The sequence below is a fragment of the Streptomyces sp. NPDC094147 genome (assembly GCF_044764265.1).
Classification (GTDB): domain Bacteria; phylum Actinomycetota; class Actinomycetes; order Streptomycetales; family Streptomycetaceae; genus Streptomyces.
Genome location: NZ_JBIWHT010000010.1, coordinates 192,611 through 210,240, shown reverse-complemented (window position 1 = coordinate 210,240; position 17,630 = coordinate 192,611). Strand labels below are relative to the sequence as shown.

The window sequence follows — 17,630 nt, the reverse complement described above, 5'->3', positions numbered from 1 at the left end:
GGGGTGGGGCAGGCGCCTGCGGCGGACCTCAGCCCAATGTCAAGCCCCTCATGGGGGTCCCTCCCTGGCCCTTAAGGCCTCGGGGGAGCTTGAGGAGCGGGGGTCTGGGGGCAGAGCCCTCAGTTCGGGAAGGGGCGGGGTGGGGAAATGCTCACTCCAGCAACGCCACCGGCACGGCCACCTCCCGGCTCCGCAGCCACTCCCCCAGCCCCTTCGCCTGGGGGTCGAAGCGCGACTGGGACGCGACGCCCTCGCCCAGCAGGCCCTCCACGACGAAGTTCAGCGCCCGCAAGTTCGGAAGAGGGTGACGAGTGACCTTCAACTCCCGCACTTCCGGGAGCAGTTGACGGAACCGCTCCACCGTCAGCGCATGAGCGAGCCACTCCCACGCTGCATCCGACCGCACCCAGACGCCCACATTCGCGTCCCCACCCTTGTCCCCACTCCGCGCCCCCGCCACCAGCCCCAGCGGCACCCGCCGAGTCGGCCCCGCAGGAGCGGACGGAGGCAGAGGCGGTTCGGGGACCGGCGCGAGGGCCGCCGTACGGGCGGGCGGGGAGATCAACTCCCGTACGCCATCGGCATGTACGGCCACGTGCTCCACCGAGCCCGCCGCCACGTACGCCGCCTCGAACACCCCGTACGGCGCTCCCTTCCCGGGCGGGGCCGTGACGTGGAAGCCGGGGTAGCTGGCGAGGGCCAGTTCGACGGCGGCGCCGCTCACCACCCGGCCGACCGCGTCCGGGTCCGCGTCGCGGACGACCAGGCGCAGCAGCGCGCTCGCGCACTCCTCGGTGGCGGCGTCCGGCCGGTCGGTGCGGGAGAGCTCCCAATTGACGTACGCGGGACGCCGTTTGGCGCGGGCGAAGGCGTCCTCGATCTGCTCCCGCACCAGCCGGGCCTTCGCCTCGACGTCGAGGCCGGTCAGCACGAACACGACCTCGTTGCGCCAGCCGCCGATGCGGTTGAGCCCCGCCTTGAGGGTCGCCGGCGGCGCCTCGCCCCGCACTCCGGTGATGCGCACCCGGTCGGGCCCGTCCTGGTCGAGCCGTACGGTGTCGAGCCGCGCGGTGACGTCGGGCCCGGCGTACCGGGCGCCGGACGTCTCGTACAGGAGCTGCGCGGTGACCGTGCCGGTGTCGACCACTCCGCCGGTGCCGGGGTGCTTGGTGATGACGGCGGTGCCGTCGGCGTGGAGTTCGGCGAGGGGAAAGCCGGGGCGGCGCAGGTCGCGGCCGCTGAACTCCGTGAAGAAGGAGTAGTTCCCGCCGGTGGCCTGGGCGCCGCACTCCAGGACGTGCCCGGCGACGACCGCGCCCGCGAGCGCGTCGTACTCCTCGGGCCCCCAGCCGAACCACCACGCGGCCGGCCCGGTGACCAGGGCCGCGTCCGTCACCCGCCCCGTCACGACGATGTCGGCCCCGCCGCGCAGACAGGCCGCGATCCCGCCGCCGCCCAGGTACGCGTTGGCGGTCAGGGCGCCCTCGGGCAGCGGCAGCCCGTCGCCCTCCACATGCCCGACCCGCACCGGAACGCCCACCCGGTCGGCCAACTCCCGTACGGCGTCAGCGAGTCCGGCCGGATTGAGCCCGCCCGCGTTGGCGACGATCCGCACCCCGCGCTCCCGCGCCAGCCCGAGGCACTCCTCCAGTTGCCGCAGGAACGTCTTGGCGTACCCGAGCCGGGGGTCGCGCAGCCGGTCGCGGCCGAGGATCAGCAGGGTGAGCTCGGCGAGGTAGTCGCCGGTGAGCACGTCGAGCGGGCCGCCGGTCAGCATCTCCCGCATCGCGTCGAAGCGGTCGCCGTAGAACCCGGAGGCGTTGCCGATGCGCAGTATTCGCCCGTCCTGGTCCATCAGTCCCCCTTGGGGGCGCGTCCCGGTCCGGCGGGACCGGCGAAGGCCTGGGCGATGTCGAGCCAGCGGTCGGCGTCGGCACCCTCGGCGCGCACCGCCGTGTCGCGGCGGTGCAGCCGCTGCGTGACGAGAAGGCAGAAGTCCAACGCGGGCCCGGTGACACGCTGTTGGGCATCCTCGGGCCCAAACGTCCACAGCCCGGCGCCACCGTCCGGGGCGGTCAGCTCCACCCGGAACTCCTCGGCCGGAGGCGTCAACCCCCGTACGGAGAAGGCGTAGTCGCGGGCACGGATGCCGATGCGGGCGACGTGGCGCAGCCGGTCGGTGGGCCTGCGGGTCCGGCCCAGCGCGTCGAACACGTCCTGGCCGTGCGCCCAGGTCTCCATGAGGCGGCCCGTGGCCATGGACGCGGCGGACATCGGGGGCCCGTACCAGGGGAACCGCGCCCCGGCGGGCGCCGCCCGCAGCGCCGCTTGCAGGCGTACGCGACCGTCCCGCCACCACGAAAGCAGTTCGGCGGGCGGGAGTTGGGCCCCGGCCTCGGCGCCCTCGTCCACGAACCTGTCCGGCGCCGCGACGGCCTTCTCGACCTCCGCCGCGAAGGCGTCGGGGTCGGTGACGGCGAGCAGGGCGGCGGTGTCCGTCCAGGCGAGGTGGGCGACCTGGTGGGCGATGGTCCACCCGGGCGAGGCGGTGCCCCCGGCCCACCGATCGAGGCTCAACTCCCCTACCAGCCGGTCGAGTTCATCCCCCTCGTCGCGCAGATCGTCGAGCAGGCCATCGAGCACGGCGACGGCCGGACCGGACGCTTCGGACACGGTGCGCTCCCCTCCGGGACAGCGGGTGTGCGGTGGAGCATGGCAGCCGCGCTTGAAACAAGCAAGCGTGCTTGCATTTATTTTCGGCCGACCGTACCACTCGGGCAGATCCCGCTTGGGCGGCTATGCCTGCTCGATCTCTTCCATGAGCATCCGGAGCGTGAGGCTGTGCTTTTCCCGCGGCAAGGCGCTGAGCGCATCTTGGGCGTACCGGGCTCCGCCCGCCCTGTCGCCCGCCTTGACCAGCATCAAGCCGCGATGCATCTCAAGGTGGGTGGCGAACCTTGGCAGCGAGGCAGGAAGGTTCTTGCGCGCTGCGTCCTGAGCTTCGATGGCTCCGCGTTCGTCACCAAGCCGGGCAAGCAGGAGGCTCAGGAACACGCTCATACGCCAGTACGGCACGGCGTAGTCAGATGTCTGCTCGTACGACGCTGCGGAGTCAAAAATACGGCGCCCTTTCTCAGCAAGAGCGAAGGCGGCACGACGATCACCGCGCAGTGCTGCGGCGTGCGCCTTCCCCATCACAGCGTTGAGGAGTCCGAGCGACGGCGTCTCGCTGACGGCCATTGCCTGTTCCGCGAAGGCGTCGGCGAGCCCGAGCGACGCCCCTTCGTATCCCAGCGCGATCGCCGCCCTGCCTCGGACCCAAACGCGTGTCTGCTCGTCACCGGACCGGTCGGCGGATTCGGCAGCCATGCGGTACCAGTTGGCGGCTTTGCTGCCGTCACCGCCTGGGAACGTCTTTGCGTACAACGTCATGAGCCGCGCCGCCACAGACCAGAGGTGCGGCGTGTCGAGCTGCTGTTGCACTACGACCAGTTCGCCGGCTACACGGCGCTGGATGTCCGCGGCTCCCATGCTCATGTAGTCGGTGCCGTAGGTTGTCAGCTTGCCTTCCCAGTCATCGAGTGTCGGAGCGCGGCCCTTCAGCCGGGCGGCGAACCCGGCTGACAGGAGATCCGACGCGACAACGGGGGCTATCGCCGTCGCCGCAACATCGCTGATGAACTGTCGTCGGTTCACTTCACCCTCAAGGATGGCCAACGGGACGTCGAGCACGGCAGACAGACACCGTAGGTAGAAGTCTTGGGGAGTGACCTTGCCTCGCTCCCACTTGCTCACGTACTCGCGAGTCAGGTTGGTGCCGAAAGTGTCGTTGATCGCTTTCGCCAGCCTGCCCTGGCTCCATCCTCGCGCCTCGCGTAGGTCCCTGATCAAGTGCCGAATGGCCATGCACCCATCTTGCCCCTACGGATGACCCTGTGCAGGGCAACGGGCCCCAGGGGCCTGGCAATTGACCCTAGTTAAGCCACTAGCCGATACCCAGCAGTGACTACAGGGTGGTACTGCCCGGATACAGATGGTAGCGAAGCGATGGGCTGAGCACCCGTGGTCACTCATCGCGCGAAGCGTCAGTCGGGTCAGCCAGGCCTGTTACCCCCTGCGCGGGCTCGTGGCTGGCTGGAGCACCCCCGAACTCCCGTCCTGACCGTGTTCCCGACTCCCCCCAATACAGGAGGAACCCAGTATGAGCACCGCAACGTCAACACCTGTCCCCTTCGGGGTCCGGCACTTGGTGTCACCGGCTCCGACGAGCAGCGAAGCGCCCGTCATCACATACAGCGATGCGCTTCAGATGAACATCTCCGCCGAGGGCAACCCGTGGCACGCGATCACGGCGGAGATGCCTGAGACGCAGACGGAGACCAGCAACGGCGACGGTTCGTCGCCGGGCTCCGACAGCGGAACCGACCTGTACTGACATGCGATCCATCCTCATCCTGACCGGCCGGGACGACCTCACGGCCGATGCGGTGGTCGAGGAGCTGGTGAAACGCGGTGAGCATGTCGACAGGTATGACACTGCCGACTTTCCGACCGCTTCCCGTCTGGCCGTCGCCCTCACCCGGGACGGCTGGACTGGTTCCCTCACCGGCTCCCGCTCGGTCCGCCTGGAATCCGTCAAGTCGGTGTGGTGGCGTCGCCCCCACGAGTTCCGGACCCCCGACGACTGGCCCAGACACGCTCGCGCGCTCGCGGTCTCGGAGGCGCGTTCCGGGCTGCTCGGTGTGCTCGGCTCGCTGCCCGTGCGCTGGATCAACCATCCGGCCAACGATGCGGCAGCGAACTACAAGCCGAAGCAACTTGCGGTTGCCGCCCGGTGCGGGCTGGCCGTGCCCTTCTCCGTGATCACGTCGGATCCCGAGTACGCCCGTAGGTTCATGGGGGACGACACGGTTGTTTACAAGGGGCTCGGCGGTGGCGTGCTCGGGCCCAACGGGAAACGTCAGTTCCTCCCCGTGGCGCTCGTCTCCGCGGACCAAGTGGACGACGGAGTGAGCGGAACCGCCCACCTGTTCCAAGAGCGCGTGGCCAAGGCGTACGAAGTGCGCTTGACCGTGATCGGCGACCGCATGTTCCCCGTCGCCATCCACACGGACAGCGAAGCCGCGCGGCTCGACTGGCGGACGGACTACAAGTCCCACAGGTACGAGGTGGTGGACATGCCCTCAAGGGTTGAAAAGGGGGTCCGCCGGCTCATGGACGAACTCGGCTTGTGCTTCGGCGCGTTGGACTTTGCCGTCACGCCGGGCGGACGTTGGGTGTTCTTCGAGGTGAACCCCAACGGCCAGTGGCACTGGCTCGCCGTCAAGGCCGGTGTTCCGCTCGTTGAAGCCATGGCCGACGCTCTGCAAGGAGAATCCGCATGACCGAAGCGTCCGCATGGGCCGAAGCCGCCACGTCGCTTGCGGACAAGGTGACCGCCGACGCCCCCGCATGGCATGACGCGGTGGCCAACACCCCCCGTCATCGTCTGGTCCCGCACTGGTGGAAGCGCATCCCCAACAGCCCAATGGAAGAATGGGAGTTGGTGGGGCTCCCGGAGGGCTCGCCCGAGCGGCTGCACGCCGCGTACACCGACGAAACGCTGGTGACCCGCGTCGGTCCCACGCACGCCGACCACGCCACCCCCGGCGAGCACGGCAGGGGCGATCCGACGTCGTCGTCCACGCTGCCGGGGCTCATCGTGTCCATGGCACACCGGCTCGACGTCAAGCCCGGCCACAAGGTGTTGGACGTGGGTACGGGCTCCGGGTACTCCGCCGGTCTGTTCGCCCGCCGCTTCGGGGACGAGAACGTGACCAGCGTGGACGTGGACCCGTACCTGGTCGAGGCTGCCCGTAGGCGCCTCGCCGAGTTCGGACGTACGCCGCGCGTGGAAGCCATCGACGCCACCGGTGAACTCCCCGAACCGGAATACGACCGCATCATGGCGACCGTTTCCGTACGGCCCGTCCCCGCGTCGTGGCTCCGCGCACTCCGTCCCGGTGGACGGCTCGTCACGAGCATTGCCCGCACTGCCCTGCTGATCACGGCGGACATGGGAACCGACGGCATCGCACGGGGCACCGTCCAGCCCGACCCGGCGACGTTCATGGAGACCCGGCAGGAAGCGGACTACCCGGCGAAGCTGAACGACGTGTTCATGTCCGCCCGAGTACGGCAAGGCGAGGACATGCGGTCCCCGGACGGGCCGATTCCCGACCTGTGGCGGGAATGGCCGCTCCGGTGGCTCTACGAGCTGGACACGCCCGGAGTCGAGACCCGCGCGGCCACCTGTCCGGACAACGGTCGCCGCGTGGTGTGGCTGCTCGCCGCGGACGGCTCATGGGCGCGCGCCGAGGACGGCACGTCCCCCGTGGTGCACCAGAGCGGACCCCGCCGGCTCTGGGACGACCTCGAACGCGTCCGCCGCAGGTGGGAAGAGGACAACCGGTTCTCGCTGCACACGCTGCGGGCCGAACTCACCGCCGAGGGAAGTTCCCTGCTGTCCCCTGACGGGTCCTGGTCCTTCCCCGTGTGAGGCCGGACGTGCGCGGCCCCGTCCGGCTCCGGCCCACGGCCGGCCCGCGGCCGACGAGCGTCACGTCCCGCGGAGCACTCAGCGCCCCTCCCCCCGCCGCACCTGGCTCCGCACCGCCCCCATGCTCGCGCCGATGACCAGTGCGATCGCCAGCGCCTGGAGCCAGGACAGCGACTGGCTCAGGATGAGGAACCCCGCGGTCGCCGCGATCGCCGGTTCCAGGCTCATCAGGATCGCGAAGGTGGACGCGGGCAGGCGGCGCAGGGCGAGGAGTTCGAGGGTGTACGGGAGGACCGAGGACAGCACCGCCACGGCCGCGCCGAGCGCCATGGTCGACGGGACGAGGAGTCTGCCGCCCGCCTGCGCGATGCCGATCGGGAGGAAGAGCACCGCCGCCACCGCCATGGCGAGCGCGAGGCCGTCGGCCTGCGGGAAGCGGCGCCCGGTGCGTGCGCTGAACAGGATGTACGCCGCCCAGCACGCCCCCGCCCCGAGCGCGTAGGCCGCACCGGCCGGGTCCAGCGTGTCGAAGCCTCCGCCGCCCAGCAGGACGACCCCCGCGAGCGCGAGACCCGCCCACAGGAGGTTGACAAGGCGGCGGGACGCGATCACTGAGAGAGCGAGCGGGCCGAGCACCTCCAGGGTGACGGCGACGCCGAGGGGGATGCGGTCGACGGCTTCGTAGAACAGCCCGTTCATGCCGGCCATCGCGATGCCGAACGCGACGACCGTGCCCCAGTCCGCCCGCGAGTGCCCGCGCAGCTTCGGGCGGCAGATCAGCAGGAGCACGAGCGCGGCGGCGACCAGGCGCAGCGTGACGACTCCGGCCGCGCCCGCCCTCGGCATCAGCGTCACCGCGATGGCGGCGCCGAACTGCACCGATATGCCGCCCGCCACCACCAGCGCGACCGGCCCGAGCGCTGCCCGCCGGCCGGCTCCGCCGCGCCCCAGCGCACCGGCCGCCTCCGGCACGGCGACGGCGGCCGCCGCTACCGGCTCTGCCGTACGCGCGCTGTTGACCGGATTCACCGGCACTCCCCTCGAATCAACGAACTTCAATCTGGAGGTTCCACTGTTACGGGTGTCAGGTGCTACACGGGTGTCACGGGGGCTGTGGGCCTCACAGGACAGCCTGAGCGATCCTTTAAGTCCATTTCAATGGACTTACCCATCCACTATGTTGCACTGCACCCCGTGAGCGCAACAGCCTTTTCCCCGTCGATCGGAATGACACCTTCCATCTAATGTAAGCGGCGCTGGGCCCTGCTACCCCTCACCGTCCAGCCGCTCCGCCAGCACCTCCGCCAGGTGTCTGGCCCGGCGGCCCGCCAGCTGGGCCAGTTGCGTACGGCAGGAGTAGCCGTCGGCCAGTACTTCCGTGCCGGGTGGGGCGTCCCGTACCGAGGGGAGCAGGTGTTCCTCCGCGCAGGCCATGGACACCTCCCAGTGGCCGCGTTCGAACCCGAAGTTCCCGGCGAGCCCGCAGCAGCCGCCGCTGAGCCCGCCGGTCAGGCCCGCCTTCTCGCGCAGACGGCGTTCGGCGGCGTCGCCCAGTACCGCGTGCTGATGGCAGTGGGTCTGCCCGACCACCTGGCGGTCGACCCGCGGCGGTGTCCAGTGCGGCGCGCACTCCTCCAGGGCCTGCGCGAAGGTGCGTACGGCGGCCGCGAGGCGGGCGGCCCGCGGGTCGGCGGGGAGCAGTTCGGGCAGGTCGGCGCGGAGGGCGGCCGCGCAGCTCGGTTCGAGGACGACGACGGGCGGGCCCGAGGCTCCGAGCAGCGGATCGAGCACGTCCAGGGTGCGGCGCATGACCGACCGCGCGCGGTCGAGCTGGCCGGTGGACACATAGGTGAGGCCGCAGCAGACCCGCCCCGGTGGAAGCGCCGCCGCCAACCCGGCGTCCGCCAGGACGCGCAGGCCCGCCCGGCCGACCTCCGGGGAGAGGTGGTCGGTGAAGGTGTCCGGCCACAGGATCACGGCCGGGTCCCGCGGCACCGGCCTGTTCCGCACGGCGCGCAGGAAGGTGCGCGGCGCCAGGGCCGGGAGCGTCCGCTCCGGCGCGATCTGGGCGATCCGTTTCGCGAGGGCGGCCAGCGGGCGGACGCGGGCCGCCGCGTTCAGCGGGCGGGCCAGCGGCGCGGCCGCCCGCAGCCACTCGGGGAGCCGGCCCATCGCGTAGTGCGCGGCCGGGCGGCGGCGCCCCTGGTAGTGGTGGTGCAGGAACTCCGCCTTGTACGTGGCCATGTCCACGCCGACCGGGCAGTCGCTGCGGCAGCCCTTGCAGGACAGGCACAGATCGAGCGCGTCGCGCACCTCCTCGGACCGCCAGCCGTCCGTGACCACCTCGCCCGCGAGCATCTCGTGCAGCAGCCGGGCCCGGCCCCGCGTCGAGTGCGCCTCTTCGCCGGTGGCCCGGAAGGACGGGCACATCACCTCCCCGCCGCCCGAACTCACCTCCGCCGTACGGCATTTGGCGACTCCCACACACCTGCGTACCGCCGCCGAGAAGTCGCCGCCGTCGTGCGGGTAGCCGAACGCCACGTCCACCGGCCGCTTCGGCAGCACCTCGAAGCGCAGGTTCTCGTCGAGCCGGGCGGGCCGGGCGAGGATGCCGGGGTTCATGATTCCGGCCGGATCCCAGAGGTCCTTGAACTCGCCGAAGAGCCCCACCAGTTCGGGCCCGTACATCGTGGGGAGCAGTTCGGCGCGGGCCTGTCCGTCGCCGTGCTCGCCGCTGAGCGAGCCGCCGTGCGCGACCACCAGGCCGGCCAGTTCCTCGGAGAAGCCGCGGAAGCGCGCGATCCCGGCGGGCGTCAGCAGGTCGAAGTCGATGCGGACGTGGATGCAGCCGTCGCCGAAGTGCCCGTACGGGGCGCCGCGCAGCCCGTACGAGGACAGCAGGGCGCGGAACTCGCGCAGATACCCGCCGAGGCGCGCGGGCGGCACCGCGCAGTCCTCCCAGCCGGGCCACGCCTCGGTGCCGTCGGGCATCCGGGTCGCGGTGCCCGCGGCGTCCTCGCGGACCCGCCACAGCGCGCGCATCCCGGCCGGGTCGCTCACCACGGCGGCCGCCGGCGCGTCGCCCGCGCGCGCCAACTCCTCGGCGCGCGCCCGCGCTTCGGCCTCCGTCGCCCCGCCGGCCTCGACGAACAGCCAGGCCCCGCCGCGCGGCAGCCCGACGTCGCCGCGCACCCGTACGAGATCGGCGGCCATGCCCTCCACGGTCAGCGGGCCGTACGGGAGCAGCCCGGGGGCGGCCTCGGCCGCCGCGCTCTCGTCGGGGTAGCCGAGCACGGCGAGGGCGCGGGCGCGCGGCGCCTGAACCAGGCGGACGGTCGCCTCGGTCACCACCCCGAGCGTGCCCTCGCTGCCGCAGAACGCCCGCACCAGATCGGCGCCGCGTTCGGGGAGCAGGGCGTCCAGGGCGTAACCGGAGATGCGGCGCGGGAGGTCCTGGGGGTAGCCGGTGCGGAGGATTGACAGATGACGGCTGACGAAATCGCGTAGGCCAACAGGCGCTGTTGATTTCTGCCATCCCTGCGACAGCTGGTGAAGCGTGCCCTGTGCGCTGACGACTTTCAGATCACGGATGTTGTCAGCTGTCGTCCCCCAGGCCACCGAATGCGACCCGCACGCGTTGTTGCCGATCATCCCTCCCAGCGTGCACCGGCTGTGCGTCGAGGGATCGGGCCCGAAGGTGAGCCCGTGGGGAGCGACCGCCTCCCGGAGCACATCGAGCACAACTCCCGGCTGGACCACGGCGGTTCGGGCCGCGGCGTCCACCGAGACCAGGGAGCGCATGAAGCGGGTGAAGTCGAGCACGATCCCGGTGCCGGTGGCCTGGCCCGCGATGGAGGTGCCGCCGCCGCGCGGCACCACCGGCACCCCGTACGTCCGGCAGACCTCCAGCGCGGCCGCCACGTCGTCGGCGTCGCGCGGGGCGACCACGCCCAGCGGCACCCGGCGGTAGTTCGAGGCGTCCATCGTCGTCAGGGCGCGGGCGGTGACCCCGAAGTCCACCCGGCCGCGCACGGCCCGCGACAGCTCCCGCTCCAGCTCGCCTTCCGGTCCGGATTCCGGTCCGGATTCCGGCCCACGCACTCGTCCGGGGCCCTTCGCGCCATCTGCCATGGGGTCAGGATGCCCCGGCAGGGGCCTGGCGCGGAGGTGGCAGGGGTCTGGCGCGGCGCCGCCCGTCCCGTGTCCGGAAACAGCCGAAGATGACCTGAATGCGAACCCGCACAGTCCCTCATCGACTGTAATGAGCCGCAATCTTCACCAGCAACTGTCCAAATCGCTCATCAACTCTCCTATAGTTGCCCATCGTTGCCCTAGGAACCCCCTCTTCCATTTCGCCCGCCATGAGCGCTGTAAGGCATTGATCAATGACGGCGTCGCCCTCCCTCACCCGCCCCTCCGCGCTGGCCCTGCTGATCACGGCGGTGGTCACCGGCGCGTTCTGCACGGTGGCCGTGGTCACGGCCGCGCCCGGCTCCCGCGCCGTACTCGGCTGGAGCCTCGGCGGTGCGGCGGCGCTGCTGAGCGCCGGCGCGTTCGCCGTGACACACACGGTGCTGCGCAACCGCGTCCTGCGCGCCCGGCTCGCCGCGCTCAACGGCCAGATCGGCGCCCAGGAGGCCAACGCCGCCCGGCGCAGCGCCGACGCGGTGCGCCGGGACGCCGCGCACGCCGCCGAGCGCAGGAACCTGGTCGCCGCCCACACCGCGGAGCTGCGCCGGGCCGAGTCGGCGCGCGCCGCCGCGCTCGCCGCCACCGCCAACGCGGCGGGCCGCATGCAGGCGCTGGCCACCGGCATGCTCGCCGACCTGCGCGACATGGAGCACCGGCACGCCGACGAGGACGTACTCGGCGACCTCCTCCACCTCGACCACCGCACCGCGCAGGCGGGCCGGCTCGCGGACTCCATCGCCGTACTGACCGGGGCGCGTTCGGGCCGCCGCTGGGCCAAGCCCATCGTCATGGAGTCCATCCTGCGCGGCGCGATGGGCCGCATCGGCGGCTATCAGCGCGTCCGGCTGCACTCCACCAGCGACGCGGCCGTCGCCGGGCACGCCGCCGAGGGCGTCATGCACGCACTGGCCGAACTCCTCGACAACGCGGCCAACTTCTCGCCGCCGACCGCCGAGGTCCATGTGTACGTCGAGGAGGTCCCGGCCGGGGTGATCATCACCGTCGAGGACAGCGGCCTGGTGATGAGCGAGGTGCAGCAGCGCCGCGCCGAACAGGCCGTTTCCGGCCGGTCCACCGACCTGGCCGGGCTCTCCGGCACCCGGCTCGGCCTCGCGGTCGTCGGCCGCCTCGCCCGCAAGCACGGCCTCACGGTGTCGTTCCGGCCGTCCGCGCGCGGCGGCACCGGCGCGCTTGTGCTGCTCCCGCACGAGCTGATCACCCATGTCGCCGCGGCTCCGGCCGCGCCCGTCACCGACGTACCGCACGAACCGCAGGCACCGCAGGCACCGCAGGCGGAACCCGAACCGGAGGCCACCCGCGAACCGGCCACCGACGCAACTGGTGCCGACGCCGGCACCGGTGGCGAGACCGGCGCCGAAACCAGTGGCGAATTCCCGCAGTTCGGCGAGAGCGGGCTGCCCCGGCGCCGACGCGGCCGGGCGCTGGCCGCCGCCCACCCCGAGGGTCCCGACGCCCCGCCGGCCCCGGCCCGCGCCTCGGCCGCGGCATCGCAGGCGGCCGCCCGCTTCAGCAGCTTCCGCCAGGCCGTACGCGCGAAATCCCCCACCCCGGAAGGCACCACGCAATGACCGGCACCACCACCGACGAGAAGCTCAACTGGCTCCTGGAGAACCTGCTCCAGCGCACGCCCGGCGCCCGCCACGCGCTCGTCCTGTCCCGCGACGGCCTCAAGCTGTGCCGTACGCCAGAGCTCTCCGTCGACCAGGCCGACCAGCTCGCCGCGATCGCCGCGGGCATCCAGAGCCTGTCGCACGGGGCGTCCATGGAGTTCGGCGACGGAAGCGGCGGGGTGCGCTCCGCGATGGCCGAGTTCTACGGCGGCATCCTCTTCATCGTCGAGGCGGGCGAGGGCGCGCACCTCGCGGTGGTCGCCGCCGAGGACGCGGACGCCGGGCTCGTCGGCCACAACATGTCCGAGCTGGTGGAGCAGCTCGGCGAACACCTCAGCGCCGAGCCGCGGGCATGAGCAGGCCGGGCCGGGACGACTCGCCGGACCGGCTCTACACCCTCACCGGCGGCCGCAGCCGCTCCGGTTCGGACGCCTTCGACCTGGTCACCCTGGTGGTCACCGAGTCCGATCCGGTGCCCGGCATGCAGTCCGAGCACGCGGCGATCCTGCGGATGTGCCGCTTCCCGACGGCGGTCGTGGAGATCGCCGCGGAGCTCGGCCTGCCCGTCACGGTGGTCCGCATCCTGCTCGCCGATCTGCACGCCACCGGCGCGATCAGCGCCCGCCACCCGCGCTCGGCCCACCTCCTTCCCGACCCCGACATCCTGGAGCAGGTGCTCGTTGGCCTCCGAAATCTCTGACCGGCCCGCCTCGACCTCGCAGCGGCCAGCCCTGGCGAGGACCGCGGACAACGGCTTGAAAATCGTCGTCGTCGGTGGTTTCGGCGTCGGAAAGACGACCATGGTGCGCTCGGTCAGCGAGATCCGTCCGCTGAACACCGAGGAGACCATGACCAAGGCGGGCGAGGCGGTGGACGACCTCGACGGCGTCCGCACCAAGTCGGCGACCACGGTCGCCTTCGACTTCGGCCGCATCACCCTGGACGCGCACAACGTCCTGTACCTGTTCGGCGCGCCCGGCCAGGAGCGGTTCTGGTTCCTGTGGGACCGGCTGTTCGCGGGCACGCTCGGCGCGGTCGTCCTCGTCGACACCCGCCGCCTCGCCGACTCCTGGTACGCCATCGACCGCCTGGAGCACCACGGCACGCCGTTCGTGGTGGCCTGCAACGACTTCGGCGGGCCCGTGCACACCGAGGCCCAGGTCCGCGAGGCGCTCGACCTGCCCGCCGAGGTGCCGCTGATGCGGTGCGACGCCCGCTCGCGGGAGTCCGGCAAGTCCGTCCTCATCACCCTCGTAGAACACCTCGCACGCCTGCAGAAGGCACCGGAGCTCATACCGTGACGCGCCAGACCCCCGCCCCCGTCCCGCTGAGCGGGCCCCGGTTCCAGACCGAACCGAACGCGCTGTACCGGGACATGCGGCGCGACCACGGCGCCGTGGCGCCCGTCGTCCTCGACGGCGACGTCCCGGCCTGGCTGGTGCTCGGCTACCGCGAGCTGCACCAGGTCACCAGCGACCCGATGCTGTTCTCGCGCGACTCCGGCCTGTGGAACCAGTGGGACCGCATCCCCGCCGACTGGCCGCTGCTCCCCATGATCGGCCGCAAGCAGCCGTCGATCCTGTACACGGTCGGCGAGCGCCACCGCGAGCGGGCCGCGATGGTCTCCGACGCCCTGGAGGCCGTCGACCCCTTCGAACTGCGCAGCCACGCCGAGCGGTTCGCGGACGAGCTCGTCGACGCGCTGTGCGGCGGCGGCAGTTGCGACATCGTCGGGCAGTACGCGACGCTCCTGCCGGTACGCGTGCTTGCCCGGCTGTACGGATTCGCCGACGAGCAGGGCCCCGGCCTGGTCACCGCCATGAACGACATGATCAACGGCAGGGAGGGCGCGCTGGAGGGCCAGCGCCACCTCGCCGAGTCGATGTACGCGCTGCTCACCGCCAGGCAGGTGGAGCCCGGCGAGGACGTGGCGTCCCGGATGCTCGCCAACCCGTACGGCTTCACCGTCGAGGAGGTCGGCCAGGACCTGATGGTCATGATGGCCGCCGGGCACCAGCCCACCGCGGACTGGATCGGCAACTCGCTGCGCCTGATGCTCACCGACGACCGGTTCGCGGCATCGCTCGCGGGCGGCCGGCACAGCGTCGGCGAGGCCATGAACGAGGTGCTGTGGGAGGACACCCCCACCCAGAACGTGGCGGGCCGCTGGGCCGCCCGCGACACCCGGCTCGGCGGGCAGCACATCCGGACCGGCGATCTGCTGCTTCTCGGCCTCGCCGCGGCCAACGGCGACCCGCAGGTACGGACCGACGCGGGGGCGCTGACCGGCGGCAACAACGCCTTCTTCTCGTTCGGCCACGGCGAGCACCGCTGCCCGTTCCCCGCGCAGGAGGTCGCCGAGGTCATCGCGCGTACCGGCATCGAGGTGCTGCTCGACCGGCTGCCGGACGTCGATCTCGCCCTGACGGCAGGGGAGTTGACCCGGCGCCCGTCCCCGTGGCTGCGGGGCCTGACCGAGCTTCCCGTGACGTTCACTCCCACTCCCGCCCTTGGAGCAGCCCGATGAGCAGCCGGACGAAGTGCCCCGTGGACCACGGTGGCGCCATCACGCTGGACCCGCTCGTCGGCGACCTCGACGCCGAGAGCGCGGCGCTGCGCGCGGCCGGTCCGCTGGTACGGGTCGTGCTGCCGGGCGGGGTCGCCTGCTACTCCGTGACGCACCACGCGGAGGCCCGCCGGCTGCTGACCGACCCGCGGCTGGTCAAGGACATCGACGCGTGGGGCGCCTGGCGGCGCGGCGAGATCCCGCCGGACTGGCCGCTGATCGGGCTCGCCAACCCGGGCCGGTCGATGCTGACGGTCGACGGCGAGGAGCACCGGCGGCTTCGCACCCTGGTCGCGCAGGCGCTGACCGTACGCCGGGTGGAGCGGCTGCGGGCGGGCATCGAGGAGCTGACGGAGTCGATGCTGGCCCGGCTCGCCTCGCTTCCGGCGGGTGAAGTGGTCGACCTGAAGGCGGAGTTCGCGTACCCGCTGCCCATGGACGTGGTCAGCGAGCTGATGGGCGTGGACGCGGCCGACCACCCGCGGCTGAAGGCCCTGTTCGAGAAGTTCTTCTCGACGCAGACGCCGCCCGAGGAGGTGCCGCGGATGATGGCGGACCTGGGCGAGCTGTTCGGGAGGATCGTCGAGGCCAAACGGCGCGAGCCGGGCGACGACCTGACCAGTGCGCTGCTCGCCGCCTCCGAGGACGGTGACCACCTCACCACGGAGGAGATCACCAACACGCTCCAGCTGATGGTCGCGGCGGGCCACGAGACCACGATCAGCCTCATCGTGAACGCGGTGGTGGCCCTGGAGACCCACCCCGAGCAGCGCGAGCTGGTGCTCGACGGCGCGGTGCCGTGGGAGAACGTGATCGAGGAGACCCTGCGGTGGTCGACGCCGACCTCGCACGTCCTGTTCCGCTTCGCGAGCGAGGACGTGGCGGTGGGCGAACGGGTCCTCCCGGCGGGGGAGGCGCTGATCGTCTCCTTCGGAGCGATCGGGCGCGACGAGGCGCAGCACGGGGCTTCGGCGGGCGACTTCGATGTCACCCGTGCCCCCAACCGCCACATCTCCTTCGGCCACGGTCCGCACGTCTGCCCGGGGGCGGCCCTGTCCCGCCTGGAGGCCGGCGTGGCCCTTCCGGCCCTGTACGCCCGCTTCCCCGGCCTGCGGCTCGCGGTCCCCCGCGAAGAGCTCCGCAACAAGCCCGTAGTCACCCAGAACGACCTCTTCGCCCTACCGGTCCGGCTGACCTGAACCGACCTGGGGGCTCCGCCCCCAGGCGTCCCGCCCCCCGTGGGGCCCGTCTCATCCGGCGGACCCGGTGACCTCGGCCGGTCGGAACCGGATACGCTCCGGCCGTGGCTGAGATCCAGATTCCCGCTGACATGAAGCCCGCCGACGGCCGTTTCGGCGCGGGCCCCTCCAAGGTGCGTACGGAGGCGCTGGACGCCCTGGCCGCCACCGGTACCTCCCTCCTCGGCACCTCCCACCGCCAGGCCCCGGTCAAGAACCTGGTCGGCGAGGTGCGCCAGGGCGTACGCGACCTCTTCTCCCTGCCCGAGGGCTACGAGGTGATCCTGGGCAACGGCGGCTCCACCGCGTTCTGGGACATCGCGACGCACGGCCTGATCGAGAACAAGTCCCAGCACCTGAACTTCGGCGAGTTCTCGTCCAAGTTCGCGAAGGCCGCCAAGCTGGCGCCCTGGCTGACCGAGCCGACCGTTATCAGCAGCGACCCCGGTACGCACCCGGACCCGCGGGCCGAGGCGGGCGTGGACGTGTACGCGTTCACGCACAACGAGACCTCCACCGGTGTCGCCGCGCCCATCAAGCGCGTCGCGGGCGCCGACGAGGGCGCCCTCGTCCTGGTGGACGCGACCTCCGGCGCCGGCGGCCTGCCCGTCGACATCACCGAGAGCGACGTCTACTACTTCGCCCCGCAGAAGTCGTTCGCCTCCGACGGCGGCCTGTGGCTCGCGGCGTTCTCCCCGGCCGCCCTGGAGCGCGCCCAGCGCATCCACGCGAGCGGCCGCCACGTGCCCGAGTTCTTCTCGCTGCCGACCGCGATCGACAACTCGCTGAAGAACCAGACGTACAACACCCCCGCCCTGTCCACCCTGTTCCTGCTCAACGAGCAGCTGAAGTGGATCAACGGCCAGGGCGGCCTCGACTGGTCGGTGCGCCGCACGGCGACCTCCTCGCGCACCCTGTACGGCTGGGCCGAGGACTCCAAGCACGCCTCCCCGTTCGTCACCGACCCGGCGAAGCGCTCGCAGGTCATCGGCACGATCGACTTCACGGATGACATCGACGCCGCCGCGATCGCCAAGGTGCTGCGCGCCAACGGCATCGTGGACACCGAGCCGTACCGCAAGCTCGGCCGCAACCAGCTGCGCATCGCCATGTTCCCGGCGATCGACCCGGCGGACGTCGAGGCCCTGACGGCCTGCATCGACTACGTCATCGACCAGCTCTGAGCATGTCGCGTACGTAGTCGGCACGTACGCCGAGGAAGGGCCCGGCACCGCCACGGTGCCGGGCCCTTTCGCGTCTCTGCGCGCCCGAATACCGGGATCCGGCGCGGGACTTACGTCCCAAAAATGCAGGTAAAGCGGGTGTATGGGATGAGTCATCGATGCAGGGTCCGGGCGCTTTCCCTGCCCGGGACCTTCGGCAGGGGCCGCACGCACCCTCCCGTACCGGCGAAACCGAACGGCGCACAGGCCACTCCTTGTCGGTGCATCCGGTGAACGGCCGGA

The 17,630-nt window shown here is 71.8% G+C and carries 15 protein-coding genes; 10 read left to right on the top strand and 5 right to left on the bottom strand.

What is annotated here, in order from left to right:
• Positions 1–151: 151 nt before the first annotated feature.
• From ACIQ8J_RS18045 to ACIQ8J_RS18035, 3 genes are all read right to left on the bottom strand, one after another.
• Positions 152–1,855, bottom strand: a complete 1,704-nt coding sequence (locus tag ACIQ8J_RS18045) for an acyclic terpene utilization AtuA family protein (RefSeq protein WP_403272490.1) — start codon at positions 1,853–1,855, stop codon at positions 152–154.
• Positions 1,855–2,673, bottom strand: coding sequence for a TIGR03084 family metal-binding protein (locus ACIQ8J_RS18040; protein WP_403272489.1), 819 nt, complete (start codon positions 2,671–2,673; stop codon positions 1,855–1,857). The genes ACIQ8J_RS18045 and ACIQ8J_RS18040 overlap by 1 nt, the downstream gene beginning before the upstream one ends.
• 123 nt (positions 2,674–2,796) lie before the next feature.
• On the bottom strand, positions 2,797–3,906 hold the full coding sequence (locus ACIQ8J_RS18035; protein WP_403272488.1) for a helix-turn-helix domain-containing protein: 1,110 nt from the start codon (positions 3,904–3,906) through the stop codon (positions 2,797–2,799).
• Positions 3,907–4,201: 295 nt separating this feature from the next.
• Here ACIQ8J_RS18035 and tgmA point away from each other — a divergent pair, with 295 nt between their 5' ends.
• The 3 genes from tgmA to ACIQ8J_RS18020 are packed head-to-tail and all read left to right on the top strand — an operon-like array spanning position 4,202 to position 6,538.
• The gene (gene tgmA / locus ACIQ8J_RS18030) at positions 4,202–4,435 is read left to right on the top strand and encodes a putative ATP-grasp-modified RiPP (protein WP_403272487.1); all 234 of its coding nucleotides are present in this window, start codon (positions 4,202–4,204) and stop codon (positions 4,433–4,435) included.
• Position 4,436: 1 nt separating this feature from the next.
• The gene (tgmB, locus tag ACIQ8J_RS18025; protein ID WP_403272486.1) at positions 4,437–5,384 is read left to right on the top strand and encodes an ATP-grasp ribosomal peptide maturase; all 948 of its coding nucleotides are present in this window, start codon (positions 4,437–4,439) and stop codon (positions 5,382–5,384) included.
• Positions 5,381–6,538 (top strand): methyltransferase domain-containing protein, encoded by a 1,158-nt coding sequence (locus ACIQ8J_RS18020; protein WP_403272485.1) that lies wholly within the window; start codon positions 5,381–5,383, stop codon positions 6,536–6,538. Before tgmB ends, ACIQ8J_RS18020 begins: the two co-directional genes overlap by 4 nt.
• A gap of 78 nt (positions 6,539–6,616) precedes the next feature.
• Here ACIQ8J_RS18020 and ACIQ8J_RS18015 read toward each other — a convergent pair whose 3' ends face one another.
• Positions 6,617–7,567 carry an EamA family transporter gene (locus ACIQ8J_RS18015; protein WP_403272484.1) on the bottom strand — a complete coding sequence of 317 codons (951 nt, stop codon included), beginning with the start codon at positions 7,565–7,567 and terminating at the stop codon, positions 6,617–6,619.
• Positions 7,568–7,804: 237 nt separating this feature from the next.
• Positions 7,805–10,669, bottom strand: coding sequence for an FAD-binding and (Fe-S)-binding domain-containing protein (locus tag ACIQ8J_RS18010; RefSeq protein WP_403272483.1), 2,865 nt, complete (start codon positions 10,667–10,669; stop codon positions 7,805–7,807).
• A 254-nt stretch (positions 10,670–10,923) separates the two neighbouring features.
• Here ACIQ8J_RS18010 and ACIQ8J_RS18005 point away from each other — a divergent pair, with 254 nt between their 5' ends.
• The 7 genes from ACIQ8J_RS18005 (at position 10,924) to serC (ending at position 17,348) form a co-directional block, all read left to right on the top strand.
• The gene (locus ACIQ8J_RS18005) at positions 10,924–12,318 is read left to right on the top strand and encodes a sensor histidine kinase (RefSeq protein WP_403272482.1); all 1,395 of its coding nucleotides are present in this window, start codon (positions 10,924–10,926) and stop codon (positions 12,316–12,318) included.
• Positions 12,315–12,716, top strand: coding sequence for a roadblock/LC7 domain-containing protein (locus tag ACIQ8J_RS18000; protein WP_365435513.1), 402 nt, complete (start codon positions 12,315–12,317; stop codon positions 12,714–12,716). The genes ACIQ8J_RS18005 and ACIQ8J_RS18000 overlap by 4 nt, the downstream gene beginning before the upstream one ends.
• Positions 12,713–13,060 carry a DUF742 domain-containing protein gene (locus ACIQ8J_RS17995; protein WP_403272481.1) on the top strand — a complete coding sequence of 116 codons (348 nt, stop codon included), beginning with the start codon at positions 12,713–12,715 and terminating at the stop codon, positions 13,058–13,060. Before ACIQ8J_RS18000 ends, ACIQ8J_RS17995 begins: the two co-directional genes overlap by 4 nt.
• Before the next feature lie 55 nt (positions 13,061–13,115).
• Complete coding sequence (locus ACIQ8J_RS17990) at positions 13,116–13,661, top strand: GTP-binding protein (RefSeq protein WP_403272480.1); 546 nt, start codon at positions 13,116–13,118, stop codon at positions 13,659–13,661.
• Positions 13,658–14,887, top strand: a complete 1,230-nt coding sequence (locus ACIQ8J_RS17985) for a cytochrome P450 (protein ID WP_403272479.1) — start codon at positions 13,658–13,660, stop codon at positions 14,885–14,887. Before ACIQ8J_RS17990 ends, ACIQ8J_RS17985 begins: the two co-directional genes overlap by 4 nt.
• Positions 14,884–16,125, top strand: a complete 1,242-nt coding sequence (locus tag ACIQ8J_RS17980) for a cytochrome P450 (protein ID WP_403272478.1) — start codon at positions 14,884–14,886, stop codon at positions 16,123–16,125. The genes ACIQ8J_RS17985 and ACIQ8J_RS17980 overlap by 4 nt, the downstream gene beginning before the upstream one ends.
• A gap of 104 nt (positions 16,126–16,229) precedes the next feature.
• Positions 16,230–17,348, top strand: a complete 1,119-nt coding sequence (gene serC / locus ACIQ8J_RS17975) for a phosphoserine transaminase (protein ID WP_403272477.1) — start codon at positions 16,230–16,232, stop codon at positions 17,346–17,348.
• Positions 17,349–17,630 lie beyond the last annotated feature (282 nt).

Coding starts and splice junctions, on each gene's coding strand:
- ACIQ8J_RS17995 (WP_403272481.1), top strand. CDS start 12,713: ATGAGCAGGCCGGGCCGGGACGACTCGCCGGACCGGCTCTACACCCTC.
- ACIQ8J_RS18020 (WP_403272485.1), top strand. CDS start 5,381: ATGACCGAAGCGTCCGCATGGGCCGAAGCCGCCACGTCGCTTGCGGAC.
- ACIQ8J_RS18045 (WP_403272490.1), bottom strand. CDS start 1,855: ATGGACCAGGACGGGCGAATACTGCGCATCGGCAACGCCTCCGGGTTC.
- ACIQ8J_RS18000 (WP_365435513.1), top strand. CDS start 12,315: ATGACCGGCACCACCACCGACGAGAAGCTCAACTGGCTCCTGGAGAAC.
- ACIQ8J_RS18035 (WP_403272488.1), bottom strand. CDS start 3,906: ATGGCCATTCGGCACTTGATCAGGGACCTACGCGAGGCGCGAGGATGG.
- ACIQ8J_RS18005 (WP_403272482.1), top strand. CDS start 10,924: ATGACGGCGTCGCCCTCCCTCACCCGCCCCTCCGCGCTGGCCCTGCTG.
- tgmA (WP_403272487.1), top strand. CDS start 4,202: ATGAGCACCGCAACGTCAACACCTGTCCCCTTCGGGGTCCGGCACTTG.
- ACIQ8J_RS18010 (WP_403272483.1), bottom strand. CDS start 10,669: ATGGCAGATGGCGCGAAGGGCCCCGGACGAGTGCGTGGGCCGGAATCC.
- ACIQ8J_RS17980 (WP_403272478.1), top strand. CDS start 14,884: ATGAGCAGCCGGACGAAGTGCCCCGTGGACCACGGTGGCGCCATCACG.
- tgmB (WP_403272486.1), top strand. CDS start 4,437: ATGCGATCCATCCTCATCCTGACCGGCCGGGACGACCTCACGGCCGAT.